Annotated in this window: 18 protein-coding genes and 3 pseudogenes; 19 read left to right on the forward strand and 2 right to left on the reverse strand. The window is 31.6% G+C overall.

All coding sequences use genetic code 11. The features are described from left to right. Positions 1-89 precede the first annotated feature (89 nt). Together ACLBXA_RS18050 and ACLBXA_RS18055 are read left to right on the forward strand one after the other, a co-directional pair. A complete protein-coding gene (locus tag ACLBXA_RS18050; RefSeq protein WP_447617364.1) occupies positions 90-2,051 on the forward strand; it encodes a DUF3472 domain-containing protein in 1,962 nt (653 codons plus the stop codon). 360 nt (positions 2,052-2,411) lie between these two features. Beyond that, positions 2,412-2,822, forward strand: coding sequence for a hypothetical protein (locus ACLBXA_RS18055; protein ID WP_000592185.1), 411 nt, complete (start codon positions 2,412-2,414; stop codon positions 2,820-2,822). 132 nt (positions 2,823-2,954) lie between these two features. Here the strand turns inward: ACLBXA_RS18055 and ACLBXA_RS18060 are convergent. After that, a pseudogene (locus ACLBXA_RS18060) lies at positions 2,955-3,110 on the reverse strand (DUF2278 family protein); the annotation flags it as partial. 1,181 nt (positions 3,111-4,291) lie between these two features. Here ACLBXA_RS18060 and ACLBXA_RS18065 point away from each other — a divergent pair. The 3 genes from ACLBXA_RS18065 to ACLBXA_RS18075 all read left to right on the forward strand — a co-directional run bounded on the left by ACLBXA_RS18065 (position 4,292) and on the right by ACLBXA_RS18075 (position 5,418). Then, entirely contained in the window at positions 4,292-4,621 is a 330-nt protein-coding gene (locus tag ACLBXA_RS18065; RefSeq protein ID WP_000240601.1) for a hypothetical protein, read from the forward strand. 21 nt (positions 4,622-4,642) lie between these two features. Beyond that, positions 4,643-4,774: a hypothetical protein gene (locus ACLBXA_RS18070; RefSeq protein WP_000627209.1), complete on the forward strand. Its 132-nt coding sequence runs from the start codon at positions 4,643-4,645 to the stop codon at positions 4,772-4,774. Between the two features lie 89 nt (positions 4,775-4,863). Next, complete coding sequence (locus ACLBXA_RS18075) at positions 4,864-5,418, forward strand: RNA ligase family protein (protein ID WP_000348600.1); 555 nt, start codon at positions 4,864-4,866, stop codon at positions 5,416-5,418. 117 nt (positions 5,419-5,535) lie between these two features. On the opposite strand, the gene blaIII is transcribed toward ACLBXA_RS18075, so the two are convergent. After that, on the reverse strand, positions 5,536-6,480 hold the full coding sequence (gene blaIII, locus ACLBXA_RS18080; RefSeq protein WP_000289420.1) for a class A beta-lactamase BlaIII: 945 nt from the start codon (positions 6,478-6,480) through the stop codon (positions 5,536-5,538). A gap of 859 nt (positions 6,481-7,339) precedes the next feature. Here blaIII and ACLBXA_RS18085 point away from each other — a divergent pair. The 14 genes and pseudogenes from ACLBXA_RS18085 to ACLBXA_RS18150 all read left to right on the forward strand — a co-directional run. Beyond that, positions 7,340-7,442: pseudogene (locus ACLBXA_RS18085) on the forward strand (YxeA family protein); the annotation flags it as partial. 415 nt (positions 7,443-7,857) lie between these two features. Next, positions 7,858-8,505, forward strand: a complete 648-nt coding sequence (locus tag ACLBXA_RS18090) for a lysozyme family protein (RefSeq protein ID WP_000655722.1) — start codon at positions 7,858-7,860, stop codon at positions 8,503-8,505. A 313-nt stretch (positions 8,506-8,818) separates the two neighbouring features. Next, a complete protein-coding gene (locus ACLBXA_RS18095; RefSeq protein WP_017763165.1) occupies positions 8,819-9,325 on the forward strand; it encodes a GNAT family N-acetyltransferase in 507 nt (168 codons plus the stop codon). Between the two features lie 428 nt (positions 9,326-9,753). Continuing rightward, positions 9,754-10,179: pseudogene (locus tag ACLBXA_RS18100) on the forward strand (hypothetical protein); the annotation flags it as partial. Positions 10,180-10,388: 209 nt separating this feature from the next. Beyond that, positions 10,389-10,865: a GNAT family N-acetyltransferase gene (locus ACLBXA_RS18105; RefSeq protein WP_000422453.1), complete on the forward strand. Its 477-nt coding sequence runs from the start codon at positions 10,389-10,391 to the stop codon at positions 10,863-10,865. 712 nt (positions 10,866-11,577) lie between these two features. After that, complete coding sequence (locus tag ACLBXA_RS18110) at positions 11,578-12,906, forward strand: nucleotide sugar dehydrogenase (RefSeq protein ID WP_000259078.1); 1,329 nt, start codon at positions 11,578-11,580, stop codon at positions 12,904-12,906. Between the two features lie 8 nt (positions 12,907-12,914). Continuing rightward, a complete protein-coding gene (locus ACLBXA_RS18115; RefSeq protein ID WP_017763167.1) occupies positions 12,915-14,072 on the forward strand; it encodes a DegT/DnrJ/EryC1/StrS family aminotransferase in 1,158 nt (385 codons plus the stop codon). Between the two features lie 6 nt (positions 14,073-14,078). Beyond that, on the forward strand, positions 14,079-15,002 hold the full coding sequence (locus ACLBXA_RS18120; protein WP_000690425.1) for an NAD-dependent epimerase/dehydratase family protein: 924 nt from the start codon (positions 14,079-14,081) through the stop codon (positions 15,000-15,002). Then, positions 14,977-16,218, forward strand: a complete 1,242-nt coding sequence (locus ACLBXA_RS18125) for an aminotransferase class V-fold PLP-dependent enzyme (RefSeq protein WP_000449978.1) — start codon at positions 14,977-14,979, stop codon at positions 16,216-16,218. Before ACLBXA_RS18120 ends, ACLBXA_RS18125 begins: the two co-directional genes overlap by 26 nt. Before the next feature lie 11 nt (positions 16,219-16,229). Next, positions 16,230-17,111, forward strand: a complete 882-nt coding sequence (locus ACLBXA_RS18130; protein ID WP_000401946.1) for a GNAT family N-acetyltransferase — start codon at positions 16,230-16,232, stop codon at positions 17,109-17,111. Between the two features lie 3 nt (positions 17,112-17,114). After that, the gene (locus ACLBXA_RS18135; RefSeq protein WP_000587149.1) at positions 17,115-17,804 is read left to right on the forward strand and encodes a WbqC family protein; all 690 of its coding nucleotides are present in this window, start codon (positions 17,115-17,117) and stop codon (positions 17,802-17,804) included. Positions 17,805-17,810: 6 nt separating this feature from the next. Further along, positions 17,811-18,488 (forward strand): PIG-L deacetylase family protein, encoded by a 678-nt coding sequence (locus tag ACLBXA_RS18140; protein WP_001101895.1) that lies wholly within the window; start codon positions 17,811-17,813, stop codon positions 18,486-18,488. 11 nt (positions 18,489-18,499) lie between these two features. Continuing rightward, on the forward strand, positions 18,500-19,435 hold the full coding sequence (locus ACLBXA_RS18145; protein WP_447617384.1) for an endonuclease: 936 nt from the start codon (positions 18,500-18,502) through the stop codon (positions 19,433-19,435). Between the two features lie 132 nt (positions 19,436-19,567). After that, positions 19,568-20,941 (forward strand): M28 family metallopeptidase, encoded by a 1,374-nt coding sequence (locus ACLBXA_RS18150; RefSeq protein WP_000737099.1) that lies wholly within the window; start codon positions 19,568-19,570, stop codon positions 20,939-20,941. The last annotated feature ends 21 nt before the right edge of the window (positions 20,942-20,962 follow it).

Below are 20,962 nucleotides of genomic sequence, written 5' to 3' on the forward strand. Positions count from 1 at the left end.
AATGTTACTTTATTACGTAATTTGTTTAAAGGGATATATAGGGTTATTATTCAATGTAACTAAAATAATTTAAAAGGAGATAGGAAGTTATGTTTAAAGTAAAAACAAGGGGAAAAATAAAAGAAATTGTTATGGTTTCAACGGCTTGTACCATGTTGTCAATGTATGGAGCACCAATTTCTAGTACAGAGGCAGCAACCCGATCTCATGCCCCATCAGTTTATGTAACACCACAGAATACTGCTGCTTCAGATATTATTAGCATAGACTGGTCACCAGTCCAAACAGCACCTTATACATATTGGGCTGTGCATAACTGGAATCAGGGAGGAGAAGGTGGTGGTTATGCGGGCTTCCAACAACAAAGTGGTTTTGATCAATTCGGTAAACGTACCCTTCACTTTGCGCTTTGGGATCCAATAGCATCAAACCAAGCAATAAAAGCTGAATATTTATCGCCGACTTCAGAAGCCAGTAGATTTGGTGGAGAAGGAACAGGTCTAAAGGTACAAACAACTTATAATTGGAAAGATAGTGAATGGTATCGAATGACTCTACGTTCTTGGCAAGAAGATGGCCATACAAAGTTTGGCCAGTGGATAAAAGATAATAAATTAAATCAATGGAAGTTAGTTGCTATTATGGATCATCCAGTTGCAAATGTGGCATTTAACTATGGTTTATCGATGTTTCAAGAGGACTGGGCTGGTAATGGACAAGATGTAAGAGAAGCACGTCTTAAAAATGGATACAGCAGAAAAGTTTCAGATAAACAATGGAATTCTTGGAATAATCAGCGTATCTCTGGGCAACATGATACGTCCTATCAATACGATGGAGGAGCAACTTCAGAATATCTATGGGTTAGGGCAGGAGGAAATACTCAATCAACTATTGGTACTGGAAAAACCTTTAATATAAATCAGCCTAGTCAACCAGAAATGGGAAATTTAGATTTTGATATTCAAAATACTCGCTTTGAAGATGGAAAATTAAATGTTTCATGGAAATTGAAAGAACAAAGTACTCCACAGTTTAAAGGGAAAATTGAAATCTATGACAATGAAAAGTTAATGGGACAACCTTTGAAAGTAATCGATAATATTAAGTCTTACAAAACTGAGGTAAGTCAAACTATGCAATTGCCTCAAACGGCTTTTGCTAAAATTACATTAACAGACATATTTGATCGAACTGTAGAGAAAAAAGTAGAAATTACAAATGAAAATTCTGATATTTTAGTAGGGAACCAATTTGCATGGTCCCTAAAAGGATATAGTGATCGAGAAATTGCAAAAGTAGATTATAATAAAACAGCAGAAGAGCTGAAAATCAAATTAGAAGCTGGTGTGCCGCATTCTTATTTCAATAGCACATATGCAAGTATTAAAGTCCAGAATTCATCTGGTAGCGTTTTGTACAATAAGGAAATTATGGGAAATAGACAACAAAATGCTGAAACCCAAACAGTACCTGTAAAAGTAGGAGATTATTTAGAATTCACTCATATAGAAGGGGAAGCAGCAAAGGAAAAAACACGCGCAACATTAACGAATCTTGAAAATAATAAAAATGAGACTATTGGAAAGTCAGCAAGGTATGAGGTTACAAAAGAGGGATTAAAGAAAGTAGAAAAAATGCCAGAGACAACAATTCTAGATGGAAAACAATTTGCATGGTCCCTAAAAGGATATAGTGATCGAGAAATTGCAAAAGTAGATTATAATAAAACAGCAGAAGAGCTGAAAATCAAATTAGAAGCTGGTGTGCCGCATTCTTATTTCAATAGCACATATGCAAGTGTTAAAGTCCAGAATTCATCTGGTAGCGTTTTGTACAATAAGGAAATTATAGGAAATAGACAACAAAATGCTGAAACCCAAACAGTACCTGTAAAAGAGGGAGATTATATAGAATTTACTCATATAGAAGGGGAAGTGGCGAAGGAAAAAACACGAGCGACTTTAACTAACCTTGAGAATGGAAAACAGGAATATATAGGAAAGAAAAGAACATATCGGGTTACATCTACAGGTTTAATCAGACAATAGACGTATTAAAAAGTTGGGGGAATCCCCAACTTTTTTTATCATTTTAGTCAAGAGGATTCCTTCTTCAAGGAATGCGAAGTGAGTAGGTGGAGATAAACTGGCTTCGAATAACGGATAGCAGGAAGCTTTATCAATAAGTATGCAAATATTTTAAAAACTAATTTTTATACAAAAAGTGTATACTTATGACAAAAAAGTTTCATTAAACCAATAATTTTGTTTTTGGGTAAATTTAAGGTGCGTAATTAATATGCATTTTTTAAGAAAAATGCATAATTATGTCAAATTTTTTTCATTTACATGACCATGAACGTGGTATAAAAATGAAGCATATCCAAAATTATTAAAGGAGCTGAAAAAATGATTAAAAAACTTATTATTGGTTCTATTTTTTTAGGAACAGCAATAGGAGTAAGTAAACCTACATTTGCTTCAACAAATGATTCTCCATCACAGTTTCAAGATAGGGGAAATGCCCAAGTTCAATCAATACCATCACCATGGCAGTATTTAGGGCAAACCTCTAGGGAACTTCAAATTAAAACTAAGGATCCCAAAGTGCTTGCTTTTGAATTAGCAAAAGAGGCTCCATTTTACGAAGATGAATTAGTGGATGTGTGTTCTGCAATCTTAAGAGAAAATGTAAATGTAGTATATTGGACAAGTAAGGAATGGGCTAGATTTGAAGTAGGAAATTACGAGTTTAAACATGAAATGAAAATTTATAGAGATAAAGAACGTCAGCAATTAATTACTTCACTAGAATCATAAAAAAAATAGAAGCTATCTTTAGTAAGATATGCATCCAATGTAGACAGGAAAAGAAAGCACATAAAACTGTTTCGATATTGGAAAGTAAACTAAAAAAACAAGTATAATTACTTGTTTTTTTAGGTACAGTAATTATTTAGAAGGCTTAGCTTGTGCATGGTCACCTACATTAATTGGATAACCATAATCCGCTCTACAACATGATTGGGATACAAAAGCTAGAAAGATATCAATCCATTTATTTTTAAATTGAATTAATATTCCTCCATCATGGTATGATTCGTTATATTTTGAAAAATCATTTCACAAGCAATATGTAATACTTTATGGGAACATTATTAAATTTGAACGATATTAACAGAACTTTGTTGATAATTAGCTAAAAAAGTATTGTACGATTAAATACATTGTGTTACATTTGTGTTACAAAAATATTACTTAATGTTATTATTGTTTCGTTAATGTTTCTTGTTGTTTCTGTAATGTTACGAAATTTATAGATGTTTTATGTGTATAGGAGTGTGTGTAGTAAAGAGTCTGAGTTGAAAATAAGTGCACACTTTAAATTTCCTTTCTGTCTGAATGAAGAAGACTACCAACTAATTAAGGGGTTTAAAGTAAAAACTTTAAATAAAATGTGCTTCCTTTCCCACACACAATTTAGTACATATTTAAAGTACAGTCTAGTTGCTACACAGACTCTTGTACATATAAACATTAAGGTGAAATAGAGATAAGGATTTATTACATAAAAAGCATTACTTAGCTAAACGTAAAAATATTATCTGTGCATTTTGATAAAATGTTAAAATGCCTAGATGATATTTTTTAGAAGATTTCTTGGATATGTTTATGAATAACAATTTCTAATACTTAATGATTCTCTACTGCTAAAATATCCAATAATTTATGTAATTGGATTTATAAGGTGTATGTACATTCACTTATATAGGGAAAATGAGGTTTTTCATATGAAGTATAGTTATAAAGTTTTTATATTTATTTGGACAATTATTTTATTGTTTTTTCTACTTTATTATGGTTACAGTGAATTTTCCGACACCGAGCAGGTGCCAGTCATAACAATCAAAAAATAGAAGTGAAAAATATTGAGAAAACCAAATGAGATAAAAATAGATACAGTAGAAAGACTACTACAGGAAGTAATTAATCGTACGAAGTTAGATGAAATATTGGAAATAAAAAACTTTAATGGAAAATATGTTGATTGCTGCTTGGGGAGAAAATTGTAGATATCACAATTGGTATAAAGATATTCATGAGTTATTCAGAGGTTACGATTTACACTGCCTTAGGAAAAAAAGGATAGGTTTCCGAGAAACCCTTTATATTTAAGTAACGATTCAAGCTAATAGATTACATAAAATCAGAGCGGATTGTGCATCGTCTTATTCGAACTACAAGAAACCATAAACGAACAAGTAAAGCGGGACTTAGAGTAAACTGTAATGGTGAAACAGGAGGAGACGCATGGGTGTGGTGTTCAATTTGTCATGAAGAACATCCCGTTCTTTTCTGATATGTTTCAATATAATCAAGGAAACCCCTATCATTCCTTACCATTATGTCAGCACACATATATGGTATACGCTCATTTAACAGAGAATTATGTAGGGGAAGATTTATTTCTTCTGCAAAGTGCTGCAGCATTCCATGATACAGGTAAACCGTTTTGCCGTGTATTTAAAAAGCTCAAAGGGTACCATTCGTATTATGGTCACGAATATGTCAGTACTCACATCGCTTGCCACTTTTTAATGGAACTTGGTTTCGAATAGGAGTTTATTGAGAAAGTATTAATGATTACAGAGTTTCATATGAAGATGTTACATGGCGGGGAAGAGGCAGCACGTGAAATCTATCATTACTGCGGTGATGAGATGCTTACGAAATTATATTTTTTCCGAGATGCAGATGCATTTGCGAAGTAAAGAAGGGAAAAAATGCTTGTAAATATCCACGAACATTGCACGTTCCTTGGTCGATAGGGGTAACAAGTGATGACCGTGTTCTACAAAATATGGACGGATTTGAAACTCAAGAAGTAATCGTACTAGAAAAGTTAGATGGTGAAAATACATCCCTTTATAAAGATGCTATTCATGCAAGGTCGTTATCAAGTGGTCATCACCCATCGAGAACATGGGTAAAAACGTTACAAGGAAGTATGGGGTATAGAATTCCAGAAGGATGGCGTATATGTGGTGAAAATGTATATGCTTGTCATAGCATTCACTACACAGCACTGACTTCCTATTTTTATGTCTTTTCAATATGGAATGAGAAAAATGAATGTTTATCGTGGGATGCAACAGTTGCATGGTGTAAAAAGTTAGGCCTTGCACACGTTCCAGTGTTATATCGTGGCCCCTATAATGAAAAGGTAATTCGTTCGTGCTACAACGGTACTTCACTCTTTGGAGGGATTCAGGAAGGGTATGTACTTAGATTAACGGATGCGTTTCACTATAATGATTTTTCAAAATCCGTAGGGAAATTTGTTCGAAAAGACCATGTGCAATCCAATCAGCACTGGATGACACAAGCGGTTATCCCCAATAAATTAGCAAAATAAAAACACGCAATTCCAAATGGAACTGCGTGTTTTTTCGTTTTCTAACATCATTTGACGTTCATGTATGGTTACTCTTATCAGAGAATATACTCCCTAACACGGAAAGCTATTAATTTATTAGTTTTTATTCGTAACTTTTAAAGTATCTAATACGACTTTAGTCGCGTCAGCAATAAGCTTATCATTATATTCTGCATCTTCTTTATCATGATTAGAAAGGATGGCAAGAACAATCGGCTTTTTGTTTGGTGGCCAAATAATCGCAATATCATTCCTTGTTCCATAAGATCCTGCGCCTGTTTTATCAGCTACTTCCCATCCTTTTGGTACGCCCGCACGAATCAACTTATCACCAGTCGTATTTCTCTTCATCCAATCTACTAATAATTCACGTTTCTCTGTTGGAAGTGCAGATCCTAATGTAAATGATTGAAGTGTCTTAGCGATCGCTTCTGGTGTACTGGTATCGCGCGTTTCTCCAGGATGTACTTCATTTAATTCAGGTTCAAATCGTTCAGATTTAGTAACCGTATCTCCTGTTTCTCTCAAGATTTTTTCAAATGCGGATGGACCACCTAATTTTTTAAGAATTAAATTATGTGCCGTACTGTCACTATATCGAACAGAAGCATCTGCAAGTTCTTTTAACGTCATTCCTGTATCCACATGCTTTTCTGTAATTGGATTATAATTAGAAAGGTCTTCACGCGTATACGTAATCCTTTCATCAAGAGCTTCTATTGAGTTCTGACGTAAAAGAGCTCCCGCTGCTAATGATTTAGATGTAGAGGCAAATGCAAAACGATCATTTGGATGATAAGCAACAGTTTGATTTGTACCTGTATCCAGAGCATAAATACCAAGCTTAGCATTATATTCTTTTTCAAGCTTAGCAAAAGAATCATGACCTGTATTTTCTTGTTTAATTTGCTTTATTTGTTTTGTTTGCTTAGGTGGTTCAGATGGAGTATTACTATTAGAACACCCTATTAGTGTTACACATGAAAGTAATACGACAGGTACAATCTTTTTGTAGGTAAAGAACTTGTTTAAAACGTACATGAATTTTCAACCTCTTTCAACAATATATGGATTTTGTTTTGGTATTTTAAATACCGATGTTAATTAAAGTGGGTGTTGGATACCAATACTTCTGAAGTTGAATTTTAACAGGATAAGCAGAACCAAAGCGTTTATATGAATGAACGGTTACTGTTTAGGGTGTTTCTTTTTTGCTTACACTTGTAATAGTTTACCTGTGAAAGTATTAAACTCGTAACATTTAAATGAAGTATTTCAATACACACTTTTTTTACATCACTTTACTTTTGGGAATAATAAGTCCTTTCATATTTTTAGGAATACACATAATAGACACTCTAAGTAATAAATTTGTTCCATTTTAACTTGGTGAACGGTAAAGAAAATACAATGAATTGTAAATGAAACCTGTACGGGAGTATAGTACAGTGCATATGAAAAACCCCTCAATGCTATCTCTGAAAAAATCATAATTCTCGGCTTTATAAACTGTATTTTCAAAAACATTGCGAGCTTGTAAGAAAAATGAAAGGTAATTCAATATGAGATAAACAACCTTACTACTACAATGAAAAACAGAATTATTCTTAAAAATCATGAGATACGATATCAAGTTATTTGCGTGTTTAATATATTTGACCAAATATTCCAGTTTCAATAGGAAAAGTCGAATCAGACCATTAACGAATGGTATATTATTCGTATTTTGGAAAAGTCAAAATGTAGACAAGCATCTTCTATCAAATCTCATTCTTAGTGTGTACATTTGGAGGGGATTTCTCATATGAAATTAGTAAAAGTAACAGATGTTAGTTAGGAGAAAGATGATAATGTTAACAAATTCTATGGGAAGGTGAAGAAAGAAGGTAGCGTAGGTCTATTCCTACGTGTATATCATTTAGATAAAAAAGGTGTAACAGCTTGGGAGGAAGTGCAGGAAGACGAGCTTCCTAAGAAAGTAAAAAAAACTAGGTGTGAAATAATCATTTATTTGTGATGGTGGATTCTCCTACGTCGAGGGTTTGCCGTTTTTTATTATATGTTATGTTGTAATTTTTTATATGAAGTATATTGAAAAGATAGGGTAGATCTTCTGGAATGATATTTCCATAATTAATAATTTGTACGTTAACCTTTCCATTATTACTAATTCCTTTTGTATCAACAAATTTCCCCACATATCCCTTTGTACCAATATCTTTTAAAGTACGTATAAAAAATGCCCTTTATCTTATCTTTATCTTATCTTTACCTTATCTTTAAATTTTTATATTAAACTTGAAACCTTAAAGTATTGATGTTTGAGTCTAAAAAGGGCGGGAGATAGATGTTCATTACATAGTTTGTAAATAACCAATTACCTTTGAAAAATTGAATTTTTTATACGAGGAGGAATATATGAAGGATACAAGTAAAAAACAAATTATAAAAGTGTTCCTTATTAGTATTTTAGGCTTAGGAATAATACTTGGAATGCTTTATTTTAATCATAAAACCAATATTCAACAAAATAAAGCACTAGCCACCGAAAAACGTGTATTGCAATATGAGTCTACCTTAAAAAAAGAATTAGAAAAATATAATTTAGGAGAGAAAACTGCAGTTTTATTAGGAATTATGTACCAAGAGAGTAGAGGTGAGGGAAACGACCCTATGCAGTCATCCGAATCACTTGGATTAAAACCAAATGAAATTCAAGAGACAAGCTTGAGCATTAAACAAGGGGTAAAACACTTTGCTAAAATGTACAAATATGGAACGGACAAGGATGTTAGCATGGATACAATTATTCAAAGCTATAATATGGGGCCAGGGTATATTGATTTTATTGCTAGTCAAGAAGTTAAACAACACTCGGAGGATTCAGCCAAAACGTTTTCTAAGATGAAGGTTGATCAAAATCCAGCGATGTATACTTGTGGTGGAAATAAAAATAATTTTAGGTATCCATATTGTTATGGTGATTTCACATATGCCACAAAGGTAAATGAAAAAACAAAACTTATTGAAGAACTTCTTCGAAATGTACATATCTCTTCTAAATAAGTTGCAGAATGAAATATAATGATACCATCAGTTATTAACAATAATATCTAAGAAAAAAACTACTTTCTTTCTTAATTCACAAAATTTTCAAAAATAAATTCCGTGGATGTCAATATTTGTTATATAGTATATTTGTCAAAGCATTACCCCTAAAGTTTCTAAAGTCAAGCTGTAAGATAGTTTGTTTGTTTGTTTGGCCCGTATTTTCACCTTAAAATAAAAAAACTTGTAGAGATTCCTGCAAGTTCTTTTTGTTTTAAGGGTTAAAAGTGGATTTTAAATATAGTTGCAATTTTTTGAGGGGGAAAAGTAAATGTTTATAAAAACAGAAAGATTATTAATACGAAAATTTGAGTTCAAAGATTGGCAAGCTGTTCATGAGTATACATCAGATATCAATGTTATGAAATACATACCTGAAGGGGTTTTTACTGAAGAAAATACAAGGAACTTTGTGAATGAAAACATTGGTGAAAACGCTAAGAACTTTCCTGTAGTATTAATTAATAAAGATATTCTGATTGGTCATATAGTTTTTCATAAATATTTTGGTGAGCATACATATGAGATTGGTTGGGTGTTCAATCCAAAATACTTCAATAAAGGATATGCTTCTGAAGCAGCACAAGCTACATTGAAATATGGCTTTAAGGAAATGAAATTACATAGGATTATAGCTACATGTCAGCCACAAAATATGCCATCATATCGAGTGATGGAGAAGATTGGAATGAGAAGAGAAGGCTATTTTAGGAAGTGTATACCACATGGGAATGAATGGTGGGATGAATATTATTACGCTATTTTAGAAGAAGAGTAGTTTTTTAGAACGCACTATTTAAAACGGCAGATTAAAAACAAGTAGGTTATATTTCTTCTGCATATGTTATGAAAATAGTTTAATTTAAGAACCCACAATGAAGATAATTACTGATAAAGATATGGTAGTGATGAGATCAGTTGTAGGTTTTGGTGAAAAAAAGTTATCAAACTTGGACATACTAATACTATTCCTCTACAAAGGCTTATAAACGGTATGAAAACAAAACAGTTGTTCAAGTGTAAGAATTTTGAGCCTAACTTTATTTTGTAAATAGTGAGATGATACATGTGGTACAACTTGAATCTTCGTAAAGAAGTATTTCTACATGTATATTACACTGAAAAAAAGTGCAATAGCTTGGGAAGATGTGAAGATAGACGAGTTTCCAACAAAAGTAAATGAAAAAATAAATATGAAATGATTAGTTACTTGGTGCGGATTATGTTGGTCAAGATAACAAAATGTATTCAGTTATTCCTGTTGGATGGGGTGAAAAAAATAATCTTTGGGCTGAAGAGAAAAACGTAGGCGTGCAATCTAATGAGAATAATCCAAATAATTACAAGCCTCAAATAAACGAAGGCAAGAATATTGAAACGAATGATAAGCCCGCATCTAGTACAGCAGGTATAAAGGCAGATAATAAGCCCGAAGAAGCTACTACCAATTGTAAACCTAATAATAAAGAAGTTGAACAATATCATAATAAGGAACAGCAACATAAGGAAGTAGAAGGATTTAAGCCGAGCGATGCAGACATGGAGCGTATTAAACGACAAGAAGACCGGTGGAATACACCATCAGGTGGTGTTGGTGCTACATGGCAAGAAGAAATGAAAAAACAGAAATAAAATAACATACCTATTATACGGATTAAGTGAATTTAAAGTGGAAAATTTATAGTCTTTATTATATTTCATTATATTCATTCTATAAAATTCAAAAAGATTTCCCAGCACCCTGTCTATTAAAAAACATTAATATTGTTTTTGATATTGTCTTATAAGAAGGAATTCATTTAAGATATTAATTGAAAATATTGATTGGGAGGATGTTAGAAATGGAATTAAATAATGTGGATGGAATTAGTATAGAAAAAAGTACAAGTATTAACATGGAAGAAATGGAGTTATTGTTACTAGCTGATCCCTCAACAGAAGTAGTTAATGGATATCTTAAAAAGGGAGATTGTTTTGTTTTAAAAAAAGGTGCTGTTACTGTAGGTATTATGATTTTAATTCCTACCCGAACAGAAACGATTGAGATTATAAATATAGCAGTTTCCGAAAAAGAGCAAGGAAAAGGATATGGGAAATATTTACTTGGGTTTGCTATAGACTATGCTAAAAAAGAAGAATATAAAACTATAGAAATAGGCACAGGAAATTCTAGTTTAATGCAACTAGGCCTTTATCAAAAATGTGGTTTTAGAATAACCAGTGTGGATAAGGACTTTTTCTTACGAAATTATAATGAAGAAATATATGAAAATGGTATTCAATGTATGGATATGATTAGGTTAACGCAAAATTTATAAAAATTATTTGTACATAAAAATCGCAACCCCCATTAAATGTAGAGGGTTGCAATTTTTTTGATGTAAAGCGTCATTATGATTTTTGGGTAGCATTAAGGAGTTTATGTATTTGAGAATTATTACAAAATCAACAAGTGTTAATAAATTCATCTGTTATGTCAACAATTTGAATATATTTCAAATTGTTTTTTATAATTCAGATAGATTTTTTTCCATTAATTTTAATGAAAAGTAAAAAATATGAAACTCATCCATTTTAGTTATGGTTAAATGTTCATTTAAATCACTAAAAAATGGGATTTATTGGATAATTATAAGCATAATTTTTTCTTTATTCAAGGATGAAAATCGTACTAAATGTAGATATAACAACTATTATATTGTTTTAATGATATAAAAATATTTGGTTTTTTTAAAAAAGAATTTTCTGAATTATAAATATTATTATATATTGAGAAAGTAAAAAAACAGAAAAATATCAATTGAATCCCAAAAAATAACGTGTGAATATTATAGATATAAATTACATCTTGATATTTCGCATGAATTTCTACAAATTTAGATGTTTATTAAATTAGGAGGATTGATAGTGCCAAAAATGTAGTTTGTTGCTAATTCAGTATTTTATATGCATCCATGGGATTTTAGAACGCACAGTTATTATTTGCTAGTAAGCATTTTAATATCAAATCTTTTGGGGAAGTGATAAGTAATGGTCACAGTATTAAATAATGAAACTAAAAGTTTATTAGTTGAAAAAATTGCAAATAAAAATGCGTGTATTGGATATGTAGGCCTAGGTTATGTTGGACTACCATCGGCTCTTAAATGTTTAGAAGTAGGTTATGCGGTAAGAGGTTTTGATAAAAACTCAGTAAAAATAAGAAAACTAGAACGTGGAATAAGCTATATCAGTGATATTCAAGATACTGAAATCCAAGATGCTTTACATACAAATAGATTTTTTGTTAGTACAGAAATGGATTATATAAACGAATGTGATGTTGTAGTTATATGTGTTCCTACACCATTAGAAAGAACTAGTAAACAACCAGATTTAACATATATTCATTCAGCAGTTGATGAAATAGTTAAATACATTAAAAAAGGTACATTAATTATCTTAGAAAGTACTACTTATCCAGGTACTACAAGAGAAGAAGTTTTATACAAATTAGAACAGAAAACTAATTTTAAAATTGGTGTAGATATATTTGTAGCATACTCTCCAGAGCGAATCGATCCTGCAAATCAATCGTTTTCAATTCAAGATATTATAAAAATCGTAGGTGGAGTTACATCTAATTGTACCGATTGTGCAGCAGCTTTCTATAGTAACTTAATTAAGGATATTCATAAGGTAAGCAGTCCAGAAGTAGCAGAGACAGCTAAGTTATTAGAAAATACGTATCGTTTTATAAATATCGCTTTTATTAATGAAATGACACAAATTTGTAATGAGTTAAACATAAATATTTGGGAAGTAATTGATGCCTCAGGAACTAAGCCATTTGGATTTCAAAAATTCTATCCTGGCCCTGGCGTAGGAGGACACTGTATTCCGATTGATCCTATTTATTTTAAGTGGATTGCAAATAATAAGGATTTAGCAACAAAAATGATTGATGTGGCAAGAGAAATTAATGAAAACATGCCTAAGTACGTTCTTAATAGAGCACTACAGTTACTAGATGATAAAGATGGTAAGGATATTCTTATGGTTGGTGTTGCATATAAAAAGAATGTTAATGATGCTAGGGAATCGCCAGCTTTGGATATTATGAATGATTTAATGATAGAAGACTATAACGTGGATTATTACGATCCGTTTATAGAGGAACTCATTGTGGGGGATAACACATTGAAAAAATCTATAGATTTAAACCTAAGTCAATTAGACAAATACACTTTAATTATTGTTCATACGGATCATGATTGCATTAATTTTAAATTGCTTAACGAGGTAAATTGTTTAATTTTAGACACAAGAAACATATTTAAAGATGAATCAGTATATAAAAAAAATATTATAAGTTTGTAGGTGATTACATGGTAGAGTTTATTCCTTTTTATCGACCGGAAATCAATGATGAAGATATAGATAGGGTAGTTTCTGCCCTTAAATCTGGATGGCTTTCAAAGGGGCCAAAAGTGATAGAGTTTGAAGAGAATTTAAAAGAATATCTGAATACTGAACATGTAGTAAGTTGTAATTCAGGGACTGCCGCATTACATTTAGCATTACTGTCTCTGGGAGTTGGATTAGAAGACGAAGTAATAGTTCCAAGTTTTACTTTTTGTTCAAGTGTAAACGTTATTATGCATGTAGGTGCAAAACCTGTATTTGTAGATATAGATGAAGAGAATTTATGTCTTGATCTTCAAGATGTTAAAAGAAAAATCACTAAAAAAACGAAAGCAATTATTGCAGTTCACTTTGCTGGATATCCGGCTAAATTAAAAGAACTTCAAAAACTATGTAAAGAATACGGACTGTTTTTGATAGAGGATGCAGCGCATGCATTAGGAACAAAATATGATAATACTTTAATTGGTACACATGGAGATGTTATTTGTTTCAGTTTTTATGCCACAAAAAATATAACAACAGGTGAAGGTGGAGCGTTAGTCACTAAAAATGAATCGATTGCTGAAAAAGCTAGATTATATGGTTGGCATGGTATCACCAAAAATGCATGGAATCGTTATGGTGAAGAAGGAAGCTGGCGTTATGATGTTCTATTACCTGGGTTTAAATATAACATGATGGATCTACAAGCTAGTTTGGGTATTAGTCAGTTAAAAAGAGCTGATGAAATGATTGAAAAACGCAAGAGAATAGCTGAAAGGTACCAAGAGGAATTAAAAGAGGTTCAAGAGTATATAACGTTACCTAATTATACTAACAATCTAAGTGTAAAACACGCATGGCATTTATTTGTTATAAAAATTAATTCTAATTCTCCTGTTAGTAGAGATCAGGTAATTCAAGAAATGAAAAAGAGAAACATTGGGCTAAGTGTTCACTTTATTCCTGTTCACATGCATCCGTATTATGAAGAGAGATTTAACGTATATTTACCTAAAACGGAAGAGATATTTAATCAAATTATTTCATTACCACTGTATAGTGCTCTTACAGACAATGAGGTTGAACATATTATAACGTCTTTAAAAAGTCTATATCAATTAAAAATAGGGAGGTAAATATTTATGAAAATTGGGGTTATTGGTGGCAGCGGATTTATTGGTAAGCATGTTACAAAGGAGTTACTAGCAAGGGGGTATGAAGTAGTTATATTTGATAAATTTAAACCAAGTATTGATGTTCCTTTTAAAGAAATTGATATTTTAGATATTGCAACATTAAGAGAAAATCTTATTGATGTCGATGGGGTAATCCATTTAGCTGCATTAGTGGGTGTTGATAATTGCCGTTTAAATGAAGAAGATGTAGTGAGGGTGAACTTTGAAGGCACGAAAAATATTGTACAGGTTTGTAACGAAAATGGCATAGAAAAATTATTGTTTTCTTCCAGTTCGGAGGTATATGGGGATGGAGTGAGTGTTCCGTTTAAAGAAAATGATATTAAAATTCCAAAATCAGCTTATGGAAAAGCTAAATTAATGTCCGAAGATTATTTGAAAGAATACGCTAGTAATAGTTTGAAAATTAGAGTGGTTCGTTATTTTAATGTATACGGTTCACAACAAAATGATAACTTTGTAATTTCTAAGTTTTTAAAACAAGCTCATAGTGGTGAAGATATTACTATTTATGGAGATGGACAGCAAATTAGATGTTTTAGTTATATAAGTGATATTGTTAACGGAACTATACTAGCCTTTGAATATGAAGGAGAAAACTTTGCAGATTTTAATATTGGCAATAACAAACCTATATCTATGGAAGAACTAGCAATAAAAATTAATGAATTAATGGGCAATAAAAGTAAAATTAAATTTCTTGATTTAGGTGAAGAGGGAGTCCGAAATTCTAGCATTGAAATCTTTAGAAGAATCCCTTCAATAGAGAAAGCTAAATTATTTTTAAACTATCAACCAATTATTTCATTAGATAAAGGACTAGAGATAATAATAGGGGAGAAGTATGGAAACACAGTATCTATATCCTAAGAATCCAAAGAAAATTAAGTATCCCATATATTCTTCTCCTTGGAGTATATCTGATCATGTATTTTTTTTGAAAAGTGTATATAGACCTAATGATTCTAAACTTAAAAAAAGTCTTCAAGCTCTTTATCCGGATGCAGAAATTGTATTAACTAATAGCGGTACATCTGCATTAGTAGTTGGTTTAAAGTACTTAAAAGTGGCAAAGGGAGATGAAGTAATTCTATCAAACTTTAATTGTCCTAATGTAATAGAAGCAATATTAACGGTGGGAGCAAAACCTGTATTAATTGATTTAAACACTAATCATTCAATTTCTCTTAATAAAATAAAAAAACATTGGAATGCTAATACAAAGGCAATTATTCTTACGCACTTGTATGGATGTCATGACGATTTAGAAATTATTGACTGGGCTAGAGAAAATAATATTTATATCATCGATGATGCTGCACAAGCAATGTTTTCTTATCAAAATGGAAAGCCAGTTGGTAGTTTAGGCGACATTGGTATTTTAAGTTTTGGGGGAACTAAACCGATCCCAAGTATTGGGGGAGGAGCGTTACTTCTTAATCGTACAATAAGTGAATTATGTGACATGGGTGAAGAAAAGAAGGAAGAAGTAATTTTAGATTATAAGAATCATTTAAAAACACAATTGGCTATAAAAATAAAAAAGAGTAGAGTACTGAGTTTATTTACTAATTATTGGAGGAAATTAGAGATTCTGCCCTCCTATAATAATAGTAAATTAGATTCTTTACCGGAGAAAACGGAAGTTATAAATCCAAAAAGAATGTCTATAGTACGTTCATTGTTAATTGATAAACACCTACAGAAAACAAAGAAGATTTTAGAAATAAATATATGCAACGCTAGTCTGTGTTATACAATGCTGCAGGAAATTGAAGAAAAGTATGGCGTTAAGATTATATTTTCAGCTCAGAATGTTTATTTAAACTATTTTACCATTATATTCAAAGAATCATCTGATAGATATGAGTGTTCTGTACATTTAGCGGAAAAAGGTATACAAACTTGTTGGAATTACTTACCCCTGAGTGAGATCCCTATTTTTTCGAAGTACGCAACTGAGTCAGAAAATATAGATTATTTATGGCCAAGGGTATTATCAATACCTTTTAAATATCCTTTAGTGAATAAGGACCTTAAGTATATATGTAGTCAAATTCTGAAATATTTAGAGAATAAGAATTAAAAGGTGATTATATGGAAATCGAAATATGTACTGACGCCCAATATTGGGATGCCTGTATGGAAGAATACAATGGTTCTGTATTTCATAGTTACGAATGGGGAAAGTTAATGGAATTATTACCTGGTGTTCAATTTTTCCCAGTACTAATAGAAACACGAGATACAGTAGTTTTAACTCCTATGTATGTACAGGATGGTAGGCTTTTGGGAAGTTTAATTGGTTATGGAGGTCCAATAATAATTGGCCAAGATAAAATAGATTTTTCAGTTTATGAATCCATAATAAATAAGAAGTTTGAAAATAAAATTCAAAAGCTTTTATTACCTATAACGATAAATCCTTTTCAAAGTTATAGTAAAGAAAAGTGGGATTATAAAGAAACTTATATGTTAGATCTACCAAATAGGTTTGAGGATTTATGGACATCGTGTTCTGGAAAAGCTAGGACAAGTGTTAGGTATGCACGTAAACAGAATGTTGAAGTTCGTCCTATAACTGTAGCGGAATTAGATGAGTTTTACCAATTATATCAAGAACATAATACAAGTATAGGAGCGAGTTATTCATTTAGTAGAGAGTTTTTTTATCATTTAGTTCTTAATTTGCAAGAAAAAATCCTTTTCTTAGGGGCATTCTTAGAAGAAGAATTAATTAGTTCCAGCATTTTTATAATGGATAAAAAGGTTTTATATTATTGGATTAACATTAACAATACCGAAGGGAAAAATTCACAATCTTCATATTTACTACTAAATGATGCGTTTGAATTAGCAATTCATAATAAATTAAAGTATGCGGATTTAGGATATTCACATAATAAAGGGATTGCTAGACCTAAGATATACTGGGGGGCAGCTTTGAAAAAATGTTTTTGTTTAAAAGAAAGGATTTAAACTATGATTATTAGTGGCCACCAACCAAGTTATTTACCTTGGTATGGTTTTTTTGAAAAAATTCATAAATCAGATGTGTTTGTATTTCATGATATAGCACAATTTGAAAAAAAAGGTTTTTTAAATAGGAATCGTATTAAAACTTCACAAGGAGCGTCTTGGTTAACTGTTCCAATACAAATGAAGAATTATAAAGAAATTCCATTTAATAAGTTAAAGATAGACAATACTCAAGATTGGGAACGGAAGCATTGGAAAGCAATAAGAATTAATTATTCTAATGCACCTTACTTTAATGTATATAAGGATTATTTAGAAAATTTTTATTCGGAAGATTGGATTAATTTAAATGATATGAACATGAATTTTATTCATTTTATTATCCGTGAATTAAACATTGATACGGAACTATATTATGTATCAGATTTAGAGGGGATTACAGGTAAGAAAAGTGATTTTGTATTAGAGTTGTGTCAGAAATTTAATGCCAGTACTTATTATTCTGGAAGTTTAGGGCAAGATTATTTAGACGAAAATGATTTTGAGAATGAAAATATAGAAATTATCTACCAAAGAATAAGGGATTATTCCTACAAGCAATTATTTGGGGAATTTATACCACATTTATCTATTTTAGATATTTTACTAAATTGTGGACCAAAGGAAACAGAAAAATTAATTAAAGGAGTCTAAAATTTTATGAATGTACTTGTATTTGCCGCTCATCCGGATGATGAAATAATTGGTGTTGGTGGAACAATAGCGAAACATGTGAAACAAGGTGATGATGTACATGTTGTAATACTTGCAGAGGGAAAATCTTCTAGAGCTAAAGAATATAAAGAGCTAGATTTAGAGGTTAAGAACTTATCTTATAAAGAAACAGAGGGGGCATGTACTACACTTGGTGTAAAAAGTTTTGCAAGACTAGATTTCCCTGATAATCGTCTTGATACATTACCCTTACTTGATGTAGTGAAAGAGATTGAAAATCACATTAAAAAAATAAATCCTACAATTATTTATACTCAATATGGTGGAGATATAAATATTGATCATACTGTTGTTTACAGAGCAGTAATGACAGCGACACGCCCTCTGCCAGATACTAATATCAAATGGGTATTTGCATATGAAACTTTATCTTCTACAGAGTGGAATTATAATGAAAAAGATAAGTTTCTTCCTAATTATTTTGTGAATATTGAAGATCATTTGGAGGAGAAATTAAGTGCGATGAGACATTATGAATCTGAGTTAAGGGAATTTCCTCATCCACGCTCTATAGAAGCAATGAGACATAACGCATTTGTATGGGGTGCCAAATCTGGATACCAAGCGGCTGAGGCATTTATGTTAGTAAGGGGGACATGGTAGGTGAAGAGAATATGTTAATACCACAGGTCCCGTTCTTTGGTTTAGATAGTAAACAGATTGACTTAAGATGGGTTGAAAAAGGCTATGGATTAGAAGCAAATATTTTTGATGGGACATCTTTATTTGATAACTCATATACAAAAAGGTTTTCTGAGGTCCTGTCTTTTGTTCAAACCCTTAATCCATCCTTGTTAACGCTGCATTTTCCTACTGATAATGCAGACTATCTCAATGATGAATTTATTAAAAAGCAACTATATGAATTTATTAACCTTGCTATAAAGTATAATGCATCAGGTATAACAGTGCATGCTAATCAATTCATGAATGTCGCGGAATTTCAAAACTATAATCTTCTAGATAATAGAAAAAGGATTATAGAGTTCTTTAATATGCTAGATGAGGAAATAAAAGGGACTGATATATGGATTGGCGTTGAAAACCTACCCATTATTGGAAACTTGGGCGATGATTTTGATCCTATATTTATATATCCCGAAGATTTTACTGATTTGGTTAATCTGGAGTTATCTAACGTTGGAATAACATGGGATATATGTCATTGGTCTATAACCTATCTTACACGTTTAGGTATTTCTAAATTATTAAGGCAAGAAGAAATTGAATATAAGGATTTTCATAAGTATTTAAGCTTAATGGATTATATTAAACATTTTCATTTTAGTTCTTTTAAGCATTTAACGATTCCTTATAGTGAGATACGTTGCTATGAGGGAGAGAATCCGGCTAATGGATCTATTGATGAAAGTTTATTACATGAAACTTTATTAAAAGTGAAGAACAATACTTTGGATAAAAACATAGGAATTGTATTTGAGGTTCAGGAAACTGATTATACGAATAGAAAGAGGTCATGGGAGACTCTTAATTGGTTTCATAAAAATATTACTGGTATGCAAACAAAAATGAATTATTTGGAGATATAAAAGGCACTATCGGTTTATTTATTTTTACATGTAACTTGAGTTAGAGATTATTTTAATGAACCTTTTCTTCTAAGTAAGTGTGTTAGGAGGGAAGGTTTTACTATTAATCTTTTTTAATCATAGGGAGGACAAATGAAAAAACTAACTCTTATAAAGAAGCTTATTGTAACTTTTGGGATTTTGTTGCTTTTCCTTTTTAGTAATTTATCTGAGGATGTAATACTAGTACATGCTATGACTAAGAACGACCAAAGTTCTCTCATGTCAGATAAGGTTCGTGCTAGTCGAGCTATTGAACATACACGTTTTCTGTCTGAGAAAATTGGTCCACGTCCAAGTGGGACTAAGGAAGAACATAAAGCAGCTACATACATTGGAGATACATTAAAAAAATTAGGGTATGAAGTTGAGTATCAGGCCTTTCCTGTACCAGATCAATATATTGGGAGTATCTCTTTTAGTGTGTATGGAGAAAAAGAATGGCAAGTTGGAGCAGCATCTAATGCATCTATACCTAAAGATCCTGTCGTAGGGCCGGTAGTTTCTATAGGAAAAGAGAACGATATTAAAAATTCACCTGAGCCAATTCATGGGAAAATAGTATTACTGGAACAAGCTGATACGTATGAGAAATATAATGAACAAGTTGAGTATGCAGTAGAAAAGGGAGCAAAAGCTGTATTGTTATATAGTACGATTGGGGATAGAGGCAACTATGGAGAAGCCTTTAACCCAGTTCTAAAAAAGAAACAATCAATACCTGTATTTGGGCTTGCTTATAATCAGGGAATTAGAATGAAAGATAAAATAGTGCATAATAAAAATATAGTTAGTTTAAAGGCAAAACATGAAATGAATTTGAGTTCATTAAATGTTATTGCGAAAAAAAAGCCCAAATACAAGACAGATAATGAGGATGTAGCAATAATGAGTGCTCATTATGATAGTGTTATCGGAGCACCTGGAGCAAATGACAATGCTTCTGGCGTAGGACTTTTATTAGAGTTAGCATACAATTTTAAAGATATAGAGATTAATAAAGAAATTCAATTCATAGCGTTTGGAGCAGAAGAAAATGAATCCTTAGGTGCTTACCATTATGTTAATCAGTTATCTACAACAGATAAGAAACATATTCTAGGGGTTTTTAATGCAGATATGATAGCGACAAGTTACCAACAGGCTAAGGACTTATATGCAATGACACTAGATGGCTCTCAAAATGAAGTAACAAATACTGCAGTAGCTACTAGTAAAGCATTAGGGAAATCGGTTGTATTAACTGGAAAGTTTGATTCTAGTGATCATGTACCATTTTACGAAGCTGGAATTTCCTCAGCACTATTTATTTGGATGGATGTAGAGAGTTGGAATCCCCTAATTTATCATGTTGAAAAGGTATTCCATACACCTCAAGATACCGTTTTAGAAAATATTTCTCCTCAACGTATGCAGGAGGCACTAGAAATTATAGGGACAAGTTTATATTACTTTATCAAAAGATAGGTTTTTTCGGGGGGGGGGGGG

Source organism: Bacillus sp. D48C (assembly GCF_053345735.1).

What these genes read in the sequence shown, in the direction of transcription:
- ACLBXA_RS18050 (WP_447617364.1), top strand. Translation starts at nt 90, where the DNA reads ATGTTTAAAGTAAAAACAAGGGGAAAAATAAAAGAAATTGTTATGGTT.
- ACLBXA_RS18055 (WP_000592185.1), top strand. Translation starts at nt 2,412, where the DNA reads ATGATTAAAAAACTTATTATTGGTTCTATTTTTTTAGGAACAGCAATA.
- ACLBXA_RS18065 (WP_000240601.1), top strand. Translation starts at nt 4,292, where the DNA reads ATGGTGAAACAGGAGGAGACGCATGGGTGTGGTGTTCAATTTGTCATG.
- ACLBXA_RS18070 (WP_000627209.1), top strand. Translation starts at nt 4,643, where the DNA reads ATGATTACAGAGTTTCATATGAAGATGTTACATGGCGGGGAAGAGGCA.
- ACLBXA_RS18075 (WP_000348600.1), top strand. Translation starts at nt 4,864, where the DNA reads ATGGACGGATTTGAAACTCAAGAAGTAATCGTACTAGAAAAGTTAGAT.
- blaIII (WP_000289420.1), bottom strand. Translation starts at nt 6,480, where the DNA reads ATGTACGTTTTAAACAAGTTCTTTACCTACAAAAAGATTGTACCTGTC.
- ACLBXA_RS18090 (WP_000655722.1), top strand. Translation starts at nt 7,858, where the DNA reads ATGAAGGATACAAGTAAAAAACAAATTATAAAAGTGTTCCTTATTAGT.
- ACLBXA_RS18095 (WP_017763165.1), top strand. Translation starts at nt 8,819, where the DNA reads ATGTTTATAAAAACAGAAAGATTATTAATACGAAAATTTGAGTTCAAA.
- ACLBXA_RS18105 (WP_000422453.1), top strand. Translation starts at nt 10,389, where the DNA reads ATGGAATTAAATAATGTGGATGGAATTAGTATAGAAAAAAGTACAAGT.
- ACLBXA_RS18110 (WP_000259078.1), top strand. Translation starts at nt 11,578, where the DNA reads ATGGTCACAGTATTAAATAATGAAACTAAAAGTTTATTAGTTGAAAAA.
- ACLBXA_RS18115 (WP_017763167.1), top strand. Translation starts at nt 12,915, where the DNA reads ATGGTAGAGTTTATTCCTTTTTATCGACCGGAAATCAATGATGAAGAT.
- ACLBXA_RS18120 (WP_000690425.1), top strand. Translation starts at nt 14,079, where the DNA reads ATGAAAATTGGGGTTATTGGTGGCAGCGGATTTATTGGTAAGCATGTT.
- ACLBXA_RS18125 (WP_000449978.1), top strand. Translation starts at nt 14,977, where the DNA reads ATGGAAACACAGTATCTATATCCTAAGAATCCAAAGAAAATTAAGTAT.
- ACLBXA_RS18130 (WP_000401946.1), top strand. Translation starts at nt 16,230, where the DNA reads ATGGAAATCGAAATATGTACTGACGCCCAATATTGGGATGCCTGTATG.
- ACLBXA_RS18135 (WP_000587149.1), top strand. Translation starts at nt 17,115, where the DNA reads ATGATTATTAGTGGCCACCAACCAAGTTATTTACCTTGGTATGGTTTT.
- ACLBXA_RS18140 (WP_001101895.1), top strand. Translation starts at nt 17,811, where the DNA reads ATGAATGTACTTGTATTTGCCGCTCATCCGGATGATGAAATAATTGGT.
- ACLBXA_RS18145 (WP_447617384.1), top strand. Translation starts at nt 18,500, where the DNA reads ATGTTAATACCACAGGTCCCGTTCTTTGGTTTAGATAGTAAACAGATT.
- ACLBXA_RS18150 (WP_000737099.1), top strand. Translation starts at nt 19,568, where the DNA reads ATGAAAAAACTAACTCTTATAAAGAAGCTTATTGTAACTTTTGGGATT.